The 12,815-nt window shown below is 48.8% G+C and carries 13 protein-coding genes; 9 read left to right on the plus strand and 4 right to left on the minus strand.

The genetic code is table 11. The features are described from left to right. Nucleotides 1-56 precede the first annotated feature (56 nt). From HW560_RS09895 to HW560_RS09935, 9 genes are all read left to right on the plus strand, one after another. Nucleotides 57-509: a disulfide oxidoreductase gene (locus tag HW560_RS09895; RefSeq protein ID WP_076291195.1), complete on the plus strand. Its 453-nt coding sequence runs from the start codon at nucleotides 57-59 to the stop codon at nucleotides 507-509. Nucleotides 510-526: 17 nt separating this feature from the next. Next, nucleotides 527-970 carry a FixH family protein gene (locus HW560_RS09900; protein WP_090904644.1) on the plus strand — a complete coding sequence of 148 codons (444 nt, stop codon included), beginning with the start codon at nucleotides 527-529 and terminating at the stop codon, nucleotides 968-970. Between the two features lie 89 nt (nucleotides 971-1,059). Further along, nucleotides 1,060-2,040: a LacI family DNA-binding transcriptional regulator gene (locus tag HW560_RS09905; protein WP_090904645.1), complete on the plus strand. Its 981-nt coding sequence runs from the start codon at nucleotides 1,060-1,062 to the stop codon at nucleotides 2,038-2,040. Nucleotides 2,041-2,208: 168 nt separating this feature from the next. Next, on the plus strand, nucleotides 2,209-3,528 hold the full coding sequence (locus tag HW560_RS09910; RefSeq protein ID WP_218834990.1) for an ABC transporter substrate-binding protein: 1,320 nt from the start codon (nucleotides 2,209-2,211) through the stop codon (nucleotides 3,526-3,528). A 203-nt stretch (nucleotides 3,529-3,731) separates the two neighbouring features. After that, nucleotides 3,732-4,616 (plus strand): carbohydrate ABC transporter permease, encoded by an 885-nt coding sequence (locus tag HW560_RS09915; protein WP_090904646.1) that lies wholly within the window; start codon nucleotides 3,732-3,734, stop codon nucleotides 4,614-4,616. After that, nucleotides 4,616-5,443 carry a carbohydrate ABC transporter permease gene (locus HW560_RS09920; protein WP_090904647.1) on the plus strand — a complete coding sequence of 276 codons (828 nt, stop codon included), beginning with the start codon at nucleotides 4,616-4,618 and terminating at the stop codon, nucleotides 5,441-5,443. The genes HW560_RS09915 and HW560_RS09920 overlap by 1 nt, the downstream gene beginning before the upstream one ends. A 45-nt stretch (nucleotides 5,444-5,488) precedes the next feature. Then, complete coding sequence (locus HW560_RS09925) at nucleotides 5,489-7,108, plus strand: glycoside hydrolase family 32 protein (protein WP_179262934.1); 1,620 nt, start codon at nucleotides 5,489-5,491, stop codon at nucleotides 7,106-7,108. A gap of 216 nt (nucleotides 7,109-7,324) precedes the next feature. Continuing rightward, nucleotides 7,325-8,806 carry an alpha/beta hydrolase family protein gene (locus HW560_RS09930; protein WP_179262936.1) on the plus strand — a complete coding sequence of 494 codons (1,482 nt, stop codon included), beginning with the start codon at nucleotides 7,325-7,327 and terminating at the stop codon, nucleotides 8,804-8,806. A gap of 24 nt (nucleotides 8,807-8,830) precedes the next feature. Then, nucleotides 8,831-9,235: a MerR family transcriptional regulator gene (locus HW560_RS09935; protein ID WP_090904650.1), complete on the plus strand. Its 405-nt coding sequence runs from the start codon at nucleotides 8,831-8,833 to the stop codon at nucleotides 9,233-9,235. Nucleotides 9,236-9,353: 118 nt separating this feature from the next. Here HW560_RS09935 and HW560_RS09940 read toward each other — a convergent pair whose 3' ends face one another. The 4 genes from HW560_RS09940 to HW560_RS09955 all read right to left on the minus strand — a co-directional run bounded on the left by HW560_RS09940 (nucleotide 9,354) and on the right by HW560_RS09955 (nucleotide 12,691). Continuing rightward, a complete protein-coding gene (locus tag HW560_RS09940) occupies nucleotides 9,354-10,031 on the minus strand; it encodes a M14 family metallopeptidase (protein ID WP_179262938.1) in 678 nt (225 codons plus the stop codon). A 95-nt stretch (nucleotides 10,032-10,126) separates the two neighbouring features. Next, nucleotides 10,127-11,095 (minus strand): ABC transporter ATP-binding protein, encoded by a 969-nt coding sequence (locus tag HW560_RS09945; RefSeq protein ID WP_090904756.1) that lies wholly within the window; start codon nucleotides 11,093-11,095, stop codon nucleotides 10,127-10,129. 22 nt (nucleotides 11,096-11,117) lie between these two features. Beyond that, nucleotides 11,118-11,918 carry an ABC transporter permease gene (locus tag HW560_RS09950; RefSeq protein ID WP_179262940.1) on the minus strand — a complete coding sequence of 267 codons (801 nt, stop codon included), beginning with the start codon at nucleotides 11,916-11,918 and terminating at the stop codon, nucleotides 11,118-11,120. Further along, nucleotides 11,915-12,691 (minus strand): ABC transporter permease, encoded by a 777-nt coding sequence (locus HW560_RS09955; RefSeq protein ID WP_024631448.1) that lies wholly within the window; start codon nucleotides 12,689-12,691, stop codon nucleotides 11,915-11,917. The genes HW560_RS09950 and HW560_RS09955 overlap by 4 nt, the downstream gene beginning before the upstream one ends. Nucleotides 12,692-12,815 lie beyond the last annotated feature (124 nt).

Genomic DNA, 12,815 nt, shown 5'->3' on the forward strand with positions numbered 1-12,815 from the left:
CATGTATGTTGTATTATTATTCGGTATGATCAAACAAGAAAAGGGGGTTCAAGCGGATGGACACAGCTTCAAAGCCTGAGCGACGGGCAAAACATATTGATACCCGTCTGTTTATTGCCTGGGCCGTATCAGTCATTGCGACTGGAGGCAGCCTTTATTTTAGTGAGATTAAGGGATACATCCCCTGTGATCTGTGCTGGTTCCAACGGATCTTCATGTATCCGTTAACGATTCTACTCGGCATTGCCTACTTCAAGGATGACGTGGGCATTACCAAATATGTTCTTCCGCTTAGTTTCATCGGAGGTGGAATCTCGTTATACCATGTAACAATTCAGCGTATCTACTCGGCTACAGGAAGTTCAGTGGCATGCGGACAAATTCCGTGTTATACCGATTATTTGAACTGGTTTGGTTTTATCACCATTCCGTTACTTGCACTGATCGCATTTATCATCATTATTGTTATGCTGTGGGGAATTGGCAAAACACCAAAATCTTCTTCATAAGAAAGGACAGATCATTGATGAGCGGACAAGTCCGTTGGTTCATGCCCTTCATCATTCTGACCCTCCTGATTGCGGGATGTTCGGAACAGAAGCAGTCCCAGTCAGGTGAGATGCCGGAGATGATTAAGGTGAAGCTCATGGTCCCTGACAAGGCTTCCCTCCATAAGCCCGTGACCTTGCAGGTGAAGCTCACTCAGGGTGATGTCCCGGTAAGCAATGCGGATCAAGTTCAATTCCAGATCTGGGATGAGCTTGAGGATGCCCCAGCAGTCTCGCCTGAATTAGGAATGATGACTGAGGAGAAGCTGGAGGAACAAGGCGCTTTGAAGGCAAGCGAGGTTGAGAATGGTCTGTATGAGGTGCAGTATACTTTTGAGCAGCCAGGTACGTATGTGGTGCAGGCCCATGTGACACAAGGGGCTATGCACAGTATGCCCAGAGCGAAGATCCAGGCGAAGTAAAGCGAAGACGGGCGTGGGGATTGGTTCCGGGCTGGAAATACGTATATAATCATTAAGATATGAAGAATGTTGTAGGAAAAGAGGTTGTTATGGCAACAATTCATGATGTTGCACTCAAAGCAGGCGTTTCCGTAACTACCGTCTCGCGTGTATTAAACAATCGGGGTTACATCAGTCAGAAGACCCGGGATAAAGTGTATCAGACCATGAACGAACTGAATTATCGTCCCAATGAAATTGCCCGTTCTCTGCTGCGTAAGCAGTCCAATGTCATCGGCTTGATTATTCCTGATGTGTCACATCCGTTTTTTGGTGAACTGGCGAATTATATTGAGTTTCATGCATACCGGAACGGGTTAAAAATGATGCTGTGCAACTCACACATGGACCCTTCCAAAGAGCGAGAGTATGTGGAAATGCTCAAGGGTAACCGGGTCGACGGAATTATTATGGGAAGCCATACGCTCGAAGTGGATGAGTACATGAATCTGCATTCTCCCATTGTTACATTGGACCGGCAGATTGGTACCGACATCCCGTTCATCTCATCTGATAATTATCAGGGCGGGGTTATGGCAGCCGAATTACTGCTCTCCAAAGGCAGACGACACGTTGCGCATATCTGCGGCAATCTAGGGCTGCAAATGCTGTCCAATCGCAGAACGACAGGTTTCACGGACACACTGAAGGCACATGGAATCCAGCCGGTCATGATTCATGAAACCGACCTTAATGTGTTCAGTCAGCATCAGTACACTGAATTGGTCGGAAAACTGCTTGCTGAGCATCCCGAAGTGGATGGACTGTTCGTCACCAGTGATCTGATGGCCATTCATGCCTTGAAGCAGATCGTGCTTCAGGGTCGCAAAGTTCCCGAGGATATCGCAATTGTTGGTTATGACGACATCCAGGCGGCGGGTTATGCGATGCCAGGCATTACAACCATAAGGCAGCCAATGGAGGCCATGGCTGAGCTTGCAGTCGAATTGATCCGAAGTCAGATCGCTGAGGAAGAGATCGGGATGGAGCATATTTTACCAGTCACACTGGTGGAGAGGGAGACGACCTGAGCAAGGTCGTTTTTTTTGCATTCTTTGATTCGTCTAAAATATTGTAAAAATCAATAGGGAAGGAAACTTGTTTATTTTTATGTCAAACGATTGACATGTCAAACCTTTGACATTATAATCTGTTTTGTAAGCGTTTCCTTTTATATTAATGAACGGGGGCCATGACAGATGAAAAGAGAGCAGAAATGGATGAAATTATCGGTATTATCTTTAATTATGGTTGTGATGTTATCCGCATGTGGCGGTGCGAAGACAGAAACAGGCTCAGGATCATCCTCATCGGACGGTGAGGTCAAAATCACGCTTCTGAATTCCAAAGCGGAGATTAACAGTCAGTTGGAACAGGCAGCCAAGGATTTTCAGTCCGAGAATCCCGGTATTACGCTGGAGATTGTGCCTGTAGGCAACGGTCAATCCCCATTTGAGAAAGCCTCGGCGCTGTATGCATCCGGTAACCCGACAACGATGATGATGCTGGATACAGGGGATGTTGAGAAATTCAAGGATCGCGTTCTGGATCTCACTTCAGAGAAGTGGATGAAGGATGCTGTCGAGAACAGCACATCAGCTACCACATTTGATGGCAAAAACTATGCATTTCCTTTCTCCATTGAGGGATACGGTTTCATCTACAATCAGCAAGTGCTGGATCAGGCTGTAGGTGGCACATTTGATCCTCAATCCGTACAGACCACTGATCAGCTTGAGCAGCTGTTCCAAAAGATTGCAGCCACTGGAAAGTCACCTTTGATCGTCTCTCCGATGGATTGGTCGCTCGGTGCCCACTACCTTGGGCTTGCGTACGGTGGACAGTCCCCGGATCGCGCCAAGGTTGATCAATTCATTAGTGACCTCAAGGCAGGCAAGGTGGATTTGGCTTCCAACACCGTCTTCAATGGCCTGATGGATACGTTTGACCTGATGAAGACTTATAACATCGACAAAGCTTCCCCGTTATCCGGGACGTATGAGCGTGGACCCGAAGTGCTGGGCAAAGGGGAGGTTGGCATCTGGTTCCAGGGGAACTGGGCTTGGCCTCAAATTCACAGCTTTGATACAGCGGATGGAAAATATGGCTTCCTGCCGGTTCCTGTGAGCAACAATCCGGACGATTTTGGCAACACGCAAATTTCGGCAGCCGTATCCAAACGCATTCTGATCGACAAGGAAAAGAGCACACCTGCGCAGCAGGAAGCTGCCAAGAAATTTCTGGACTGGATTGTCTATGAGGCCAAAGGGCAGGATTTCCTGGTGAATCAGGCGACCATTATTCCGGCATTTAGCAATATCACTCTAGAACCGGCTGATCCGCTCGGCAAGTCGATTGGCGATTACATTAAGGCAGGTAAAATCGAGGAATCAATGAGCACACTTCCAGCCGACCATTGGTCCAAACTGGGTGCTTCCATGCAGAAATATTTGGCTGATGTTATTGATCGGGGCGGACTTGCCAAGGAAATTCAAGACTATTGGACCAAGGTAAAATAAATTCAACGTCAAAATAAACCAGAGTAGCTCAGGGCACAGGCGAGGAACATTTCTTACCTGCTGCCCTCCGGGCTTCTGTTGTTGCACATAGAGAATGGATGGTATGCCGGGAACAAGAGGTGGGGCGATGAGGATTTTCGAACTGCCATTCCCGTCTACGGCTAACCGGCAGTCAATACAGTTGGACAGAGTGGAGGATGACAATGCTGACCGAAAAAGGATTATGGACCCGTCTACGTACCCGACTGATTTTTACCGGACCGACGCTGTTTGCGTTCGCTACCGTCATGATTATTCCGTTTTTGTACGGCATCTATTTGACGTTTACGAACTGGGATGGCATTGCTGTGGAGCAAAGTCTTGTGGGTTGGGACAATTATGTCGGCGTGTTCAAGGACACCGTGTTCTGGACATCATTCGGGATGACGCTGGAATACGTATTTATTACGGTAGTACTAACCAATGCGGTTGCATTCCTGCTTGCCTACGCGGTAACACGGGGCATGAAGGCGCAGGGCTGGTTCCGAGCGGGCTTCTTCCTGCCTAATCTCGTCGGTGGAATTGTGCTCGGCTTTATATGGCAGTTTATTTTTAATCAGGTGCTGGTATTTGCCGGACAGAAAATGAACATCCCGTTGTTCGCAGCCTCATGGCTGTCAGACCCCGACAAAGCTTTCTGGGCCCTGATCGTCGTTACCGTATGGCAATATGCCGGGTATATGATGGTCATATATATTGCAGGGCTGATGAATGTGCCCAAGGATGTGATGGAAGCGGCCAGTATTGACGGGGCAAGCAACCGCAAGATGCTCGCACGGATTGTATTGCCGCTGATGGTGCCTTCGTTTATCGTGTGCGTGTTCCTGTCACTCCAGCGGGGCTTTATGGTCTATGATCTCAACGTCTCTCTAACCAGCGGCGGACCGTTCAAAAGCACGGAAATGGTGTCCATGCATGTATATGAACAGGCTTTTCTGGCTCGTGATTACGGGCTTGGCCAAGCAGAGGCGTTTGTCCTGTTTATCCTGGTGGCCACCATAACACTGCTCCAGGTGTATTTCAGCAAAAAACTGGAGGTGGAGGCATAATGGCTGGACAATCTCGAATTTTTGGATGGGCTAAGCTGCTTTCATTAATGGTAGCGCTCGTGTTGTTCATTTTTCCGTTTTTGCTGCTCATCACGAATTCGTTCAAGGCCAATCAAGCCATCACATCGGACCCACTAGGTCTTCCAGCGTCCTTTCAATGGGATAACTACGTTAGCGCCTTTGATAAAATGGGATATATATCGGCATTCGGGAATTCGTTGCTGATTACAGTGGCAGGTGTACTGCTGATCGCCCTGCTCGCAGCGATGACGGCTCATTATTTTGTACGGCATAACAGCAAACTGAACCAATATCTTTTTTTCCTGATGGTAGCGGCCATGATTATTCCTTTTCAAGCCATTATGATCCCATTGGTGAAAATATACGGTTCACTCGGTCTGCTGGATAACAAATGGTCGCTCATTTATATGTACATCGGCTTTGGCAGTCCACTGGCTGTATTCATCTATCATGGCTTTATCAAGAGCATCCCGCTGGAGTTGGAAGAAGCAGCATTAATGGACGGCTGCGGCAGAGTGCAGACCTTCTTTCGCATCGTATTGCCAGTGCTGCTGCCTACAAGCGTGACGATAGCCGTGCTAAACGTCCTGTGGATCTGGAATGATTTCTTGCTTCCTTCCCTGGTATTGACTTCTTCCGAGCAGCGTACGCTCCCGTTATCCACCTTTTATTTCTATGGGACCTATACGGTCGATTACGGCCCATTGATGGCTGGTCTCGTGCTGACCCTGCTGCCTGTGCTGGTGGTGTATCTGTTCGCGCAAAAGTATATCATTCAGGGTGTGATGCAAGGGTCCATTAAATAATCGGTTTGAGGCAAATTGCGGTAGAGAGACAGGAGTGATAGACATATGAATCAGGAACCGAACGTAAGACAGGAAACAAACATAAAAAAGCATTCAGACATAAACAAGGGTTCACAAATTAAAACGGATTTAGACCTCAAACAAAAGTCAAATTACGAACAAGAGTCAGACGGCGCATTGCCAGATACACAGCCTCAGACGCAGGAAAGCTATACACTTGCCCGGGCGGATGTTTACATCCAGGAACACCGGAAACAGGTTAATCCGACCTATCGAATGGCGTATCATTTGATGCCTGAAGTAGGCTGGATGAACGATCCGAACGGTTTTGTATACTACAACGGAATGTACCACATGTTCTATCAGCATTATCCCTATGCCCCGGTATGGGGGCCCATGCACTGGGGGCATGCCGTCAGTCATGATCTGGTCACGTGGTCGTATCTTCCGGTCGCACTCGCACCGGATCAGAGCTACGACAGCGGAGGATGTTTCTCTGGCAGTGCGATTGTTCAGGATGGCAAGCTGCTGCTCATGTACACGGGACATGTCGTGACGGGACCGGACAAGGAGAACGATTACCGACAGACGCAGAATATTGCTGCTTCGGACAATGGGGTGGATTTTGTCAAAAGTGCCCTGAACCCGGTCATCCGTCTGGATCAGATTCCGGAACACACGAGTCCGAAGGACTTCCGGGATCCCAAGGTGTTTGAGCGCAATGGCGTCTACTATTGTGTACTGGGTTCCAATGATACGGAAGGCGGTGGCTTAATCCTTCTATATCGTTCGACCAATCTGCAGCAGTGGAGCTATGTTAATATACTCGCTCAAAGTGACGGCACACTCGGGGACAACTGGGAATGTCCGGATTTGTTTTCTCTCGGCGGCCGGGATATTCTGATCATGTCTCCGCAGCGAATGCCAGCCCAGATGGACAACTATCGCAATTTGCACTCCACCGTTTACATGATTGGCACACTGGATGAATCGCGGGGCATATTGGAATATGAGCAATATCATCCGCTGGATTACGGATTTGATTTTTATGCGCCACAGACAACGGATGATGAGCAGGGACGCCGTATTATGGTAGCGTGGATGGAGACATGGGAGACGGATATCCCAACCCAACAGGGTCACCACTGGGCAGGGGCGATGACGTTGCCGCGCGAGATTGTTCTGAAGGGGGAGCGATTGTTCTTCCTGCCAGTCCCAGAGCTGGAGCAATATCGTTCGAATGAGGTTGAACAACATGACATCCGCTTGAACGGCACACGGGACTTGGGGATGGAAGGAGATCGATACGAACTGTTTGCCGTCTTTGAAGCAGATCGGGCAGACCAATTCGGACTGAAGCTGCGTACAGGAGAAGGCGAAGAGACAGTCATCTCCTATCAAGTAGGGGAGCGCAGACTTTGTCTCAATCGGGATCATGCAGGAGCCGGGCCCGGGGGTGAACGTGCTGCTGAAGTGCAGCTGCATGACGGTAGACTGGAGCTGCGAATTTTTGTGGACGTCTCGTCGATTGAAGTATTTATTCAAGGTGGGGAGAAGGTCATGACAGCTCGTATTTATCCAGGGCCGGAATCCACCGGGATCACAGCGTTTTCCTCAGGAGAGTGTACCTTGACTGAAGTTCGCAAGTGGGATCTGAAGGTATAGCATTTTTCGAGCTCTGTAGAGATGCTTGCTTAAATTGTATTAGAAAGAACTGTTTAACGTGGATGTATTCGATCCAAAACAGTTCTTTTTGATTTAAACGAAATTTGTTTAAGATATTGTTTGATTTATCGAAATTCAGATCAAAATATACCTTGACCTTGAAGTATACTTCAAGGTTTATCCTTGTTGTATTACAACAAGTTGGAGGTAAAATCAATGAGAATTTTGGAATGGATGTTGGTCATTGTGACGGTTATTAGCGCAGTAGTCATGTTAAGTTCACCCAAACGCCGGGCAGTGAAAGTGGGTACGTTGTCGGCACTGGCACTGGTTGTCCTATTGCATGGGGTAATCGATCATTTTCGTGTGCAGCTGCTGCCCACCTATATCGTAGTCCTTGTTTTACTGATTGTATTGGCTTTTCAACTGTGGAAGTCCGGACGCCGTATGCAGAACATACAAAAACCGAAACGTCGTTCGTGGTTTAAAACCATCTTGGCATCCATTCTGGTGCTAGCTCTCAGTGCAGGTTCAATGGTGCTCACGTCGCTTTTCCCTGCATTTACGATGCCTAAACCGACAGGTTCATTCGCCATAGGCACCTATTCGCAGCAGCTAACGGATGAATCCCGCGAAGAAACCAAGACGGCTGAAGCGGGCGACAAGCGGGAACTTATGATTAATGTCTGGTATCCTGTAGATCAGGAAACAGCCAAAGGATTACCGCTGGAGCATTATCCTGCCGAGTTGGGAGAGGCGATCAGTCTCGTATTTGGCATTCCACCAGTGGTGTTCAGTTACCTTGATACGATTCCCACGCATGTGGTTAAAGGCGCTGAGGTGTCTGCCGCACAGAGCAAGTATCCAGTGTTGCTGTTCTCACCTGGCGTACGCTCAGCACGCTTTCAAAGTATGACCGCGATTGAGGAACTGGTAAGCCACGGCTACATTGTTGTTGGGATCGACCATCCGTATACTTCTGCTCAAGTGACATTCCCGGATGGACATGTTGCTTCGTATGAGCCGGATCCTGACTATCCAACGTCAGAGGAATTATATCAACATAATATTGAAGGTGTTGGCATTCGTGCAGCTGACGCAAGCTTTGTACTGGATACGCTCACCCGGTGGAATTCACATGATCCGAATCAATTGCTCGCAGGCAAGCTTGATCTGGATCATGTCGGTATCTTTGGTCACTCCTACGGAGGTGCGACAACAGCGGAAGCGCTGGCACAGGATAGCCGTTTCAAAGCAGGACTCAGTTTGGAAGGCGGATTCTGGGGGACCGTATCCACGACAGCCTTGAAACAGCCGTTTATGTATATCATGTCAGGTGAAACAGCCAAAAGTATGGACCCGAACGCCACGGAGAAGGATAAAGTATTCTATCCCGAGTTTGAACCGGATTTGGACCGGGTGATGACAAGCAGTCTCAACGACACGTATTATCTGACCGTGGATGGCTTCTTCCATCAGAGTTTTACCGATATTTCCTTAATCTCACCCAAGATGTTTGCCAAGGGTATAACACCAGAGCATAATGTGGACATTACCAGATCATATACATTGGCATTCTTTGACCGTTATTTGAAGGGAGAAGAGCAGCAGCCTTTGCTGGAAGGGCCGTCAGACCGTTTTTCCGAGGCAACTTATGACACCAAGTATACCAAGCTGCGGAGCAATCAGGCAGAATAACGCGGAGATGGATGGAGGCGTAGCATGAAAACCATGACAAGAGGAGAGTTAGCCAAACGTACAGGGGTGAGCATGGCAACGCTCCGGTATTACGAGGACAGTGGAATTCTGCCTGTTCCTCGTCGTTCGTCTAACGGATACCGTGTGTATACCGAGGACTATCTCGTTAAGGTCAAATTCATTAAGGATGCTCAATCGCTGGGATATTCCTTAAAGGAAATACAGGCTACATTGCAACTGCTCAGTCAGGAGGACATGGAAAGTGAAGCGCTAAAAACACTTGTACGTGACCGAATTGAAGAGATTCAGCTGCATATTGATAACTTGCAGCGGATGCAGACTCTTCTTGCCGGGTTGCTCCTGACGCCAGAGAACGATATTCACAATTACATTGAATCTTTCCGAATCAACAATCAAGATGGCAATTGATAAGATAACCCTTTAACCAATAAACACCTTCCAAGATCATCCCTGACGCGTTTGGCGTGAGAGATATCTTTGAAGGTGTCTTTTATGTTTCCGCCTGTTCATAACGATTCAAAGCAATTCATAGCAATCCTGCTTCGCGCAGGAAATAGTTCACAATTTCCGTCTGATACTTGATCCGGTCTGATCGGTTCAGACTCCAGCAGGTCTCTACGGTAACCGAGCAGGCTTGAAGCAGGCGGGCTGCGGCTGTTCGTGCTGAACCGGGTAACTCATGCTGCTTCAGATTGAAGTGCCTGTCACGAATGGGAATCGAACGGTTCATTCGCCCTATAATTCGTTTGCATACCGGTACAGCCTTGCTGCCTGGATTGGTAATCAAGGTTTGCCCCAGTACCTGTGAGCTGCGTTGGGATAATCCGTTGGCTTCATGGAGGTCCAGCCACCAGGCAGGTCCATATTGACGGGCAAGCCGAAAGACAGCGGAAGCAAGCGGATGTTTGGCTTTGCCAGAAATATGCCGCGGGAACGTGCGATTTAAATCAGGTTTTCCTCGGCTTTTGTTTCGGTATGCGTTCTGATTCACTCGTGGAATAATAATGAGGAGTCCACGAACCACGTGTCGACGCCCTGCCATGCAGTCATTAGCCAGCTTCTGCGCAGCGGCCATGCTGGCGGTTTCATTTCCGTGAACGCCCGATGTAATCATGATGACGGGTCCGGGCTTCGTTCCTCGAATGAGGTAATAGGGAGTGGCGTGTGCACTAGATGCAGCAAGTGTATGTTTGGTAACAAGCATGACACTTCACCTCCGCTATTACAGTACGTCATGTCCTTCCCGCATGTAACAACATTCGAACAGGCCCTCATCCAGTTCTGAATAAAATAGGCCAGTCAGTACACGCGATGAATAATATCCTCGAAATCCGGTTCTTTCATCTCGACATCCTCAATCTCGCCCCATTGTTCGAGCTGCTTCAGAATGTCCATCGTGCTCCACTCTTTTCGATTGACCTCCACAGTGACGATCTGGCTCTCTGCCCCTGTGATCTGAATGGCGGAGGATATAGCATCCGGGATGTGATATGAACCGCGATACGTAACGCGAATAAGTGTTGGCAGACCGATGGTGTCACGCAGAGATGGGATGGAGCCGTCATACGTAAGTTGACCATGATTGATCACCATCACCCGACTGCATAGCTGCTCAATGTCGTCCATGTCATGGGTGGTTAGCAAAATCGTTTTGCCAAACTCTTCATTTAATGTACGAAGGAATTGACGAATGTTCCGCTTCGCGTTCACATCCAGTCCAATCGTCGGTTCATCGAGAAAAAGCAGTTCCGGGTCATGCAGCATGGAAGCTGCCAGATCAGCACGCATCCGCTGTCCAAGCGAGAGCTTACGGACAGGCGTAGCCCAGAATGATTCTAGATCCAGCAGCTCGGCGAACTGGGCTAATCGTTTCGTTTTGTCCTCGGCCGGAACTCCGTACATCTCGGCCAAAATATCATACGAATCCTTCACGGGCAGATCCCACCAGAGCTGGCTGCGCTGTCCAAACACGACACCGAGGCGTCCAACTGTGCGCCGTCTTTCCTGGTGTGGATTCATACCACCGAGCAATACCTCACCTGAGGTCGGATGAAGGATACCCGTCAGCATTTTGATCGTGGTGGATTTGCCAGCCCCATTGGGGCCGATATATCCAACAAATTCTCCTTTGCCAATATCAAAGCTAATGTCTCGAACCGCTTCCTTGGACAGATACTCACGTGAAAACAAGGTACGAAGCCCGGAGAACCGGCCCTCACGTACCACAGGGGTTTTGAACTCCTTTTGCAGATGCCGCGCTGTAATCATAGTCATGTCGATATTCTCCTCCTTAGCTACCTGTACTTTGATATTTGGTTAACCCGAATTTCCAGAAACGCAGACTTGCGGCCAGACTCAGGACGGCCACAACGACAATGGCACCAAGAACCCATGCACCTAATTCGCCGCGAAGCAGATAGAGTGACGGAACATAGTTAACGAAACCCACCGGGGTTACGGTCAGCAGAATGCCAGACATCCATTTGGGATACAACGTCAGCGGATATTGGGCAGCTGTTCGCGCCGCATCCTCGGTGATGGTCTGCAGTTCCTCAATACGTGTGGTCCAGAATCCAAGCGTTGCCGTGGCAAGCCCGATTGAAAATAGAATAATGGCTCCGGTCAGGATAACGAGCAGAGAGAAGGGGATGACAGTCCAGCCGATCTGTCCGCTATGCATCATGCCTGCCAGAGACCAACAGAGAATAAACCCGCCTTGCAAAACTTCACCAGCCATGATGCGGAAATTTTGTGGCAGTAAGGCCAGCAATACGGGCATCGGACGGGTTAACAGTTGATCGAGTTCGCCGCCGACCAGATATTTTTCGAGATGATGCACTTCGTTGCCAAACGATCGATATAGTGTCTTGGATAGGGTCATGATCGCGAAGAGGTAACCGATTTCATGAAGGGACCAGCCTTGAATGGCTCCGAATTTGTGCAGCACCAGAGCAACCATCAGAAACTCGGAAATTTGAATCAATGCGGCCAGAACGGAGGCCATGACGAAATTGAACTTGTATTGCATCCGACTGCGGATGCTTGTTCGAATGAGCATTTTATATAAAGTGAACCAGGAAGTTGTTTTCATCCGCCCTGCACCTCCACTTTACGGCGCAGTACCTGGGTGATCGCCAGACAGACGAATGTCATGAGGACGCACCAAATCAAGGTTCCCCATAATAAGGAGCCATTTTCATAACCCAGATAGATTCGGGTCGGAACATAGAGCAGGAAAGGATAGGGAGATAGCCAGGCGATTCGTTCCAACCAGTCTGGCAGCCATTCCAGCGGAATGAAGAAACCAGCGAGCAGATTCATCATGGCGTGATTGCCCCAATGCAGCCAGGAGGACTCCGTCGTCCACATCGCGGTGGCGCCAATAATGTAATTCATACAGATGGATAAATAGGATGCGCCGGCAAGACCAATTGCGGCAAATAACAGGGTTGAAGCTTCTGAGGGCCATTGCAGAGAAAATACGATGGAGAAGAGCAGGTAAATCGGAATGCTTTTGTACACGAACTGGTAGGCAATCTGCCCCCATTCACGTGCCATCAGGTGGGTGAACAGATGAACCGGCCTCATGAGATCAAGCGCGATCTGCCCTGTCCTGACCGTAAGTGGAATACCAAGTCCATTGGTGAGAAAACCCGAGATCCAGAGCGAGGATTGCGTAAACGCAATGTAACTGATCATCCCCTGTGTCCCGTATTCTCCGAGAGAGTGATCGGCCCCGATGCCAATCCAGAGACAGGCATACATGTAACCGAACATGGCGCTTGCCAGGTTATGTACCATGTGGGCCCCGCGGTATTGCAGGTTCCGGGAGTAGGCTTTGGAAGCCAGAGTGAAATAAAGCATGTGACACCTCCGATAAGTTGGTTGAACGGCGTTTCCGTTCACTTCAGTCAAGGCGAAAAAGAGAGAAGGACAACAGCATACCAATATATTCCTTCACAGGCAAGACATTTTTTTGGCATATACC

Source organism: Paenibacillus sp. E222 (assembly GCF_013401555.1).
In the GTDB taxonomy this organism is placed as follows: Bacteria; Bacillota; Bacilli; order Paenibacillales; family Paenibacillaceae; genus Paenibacillus.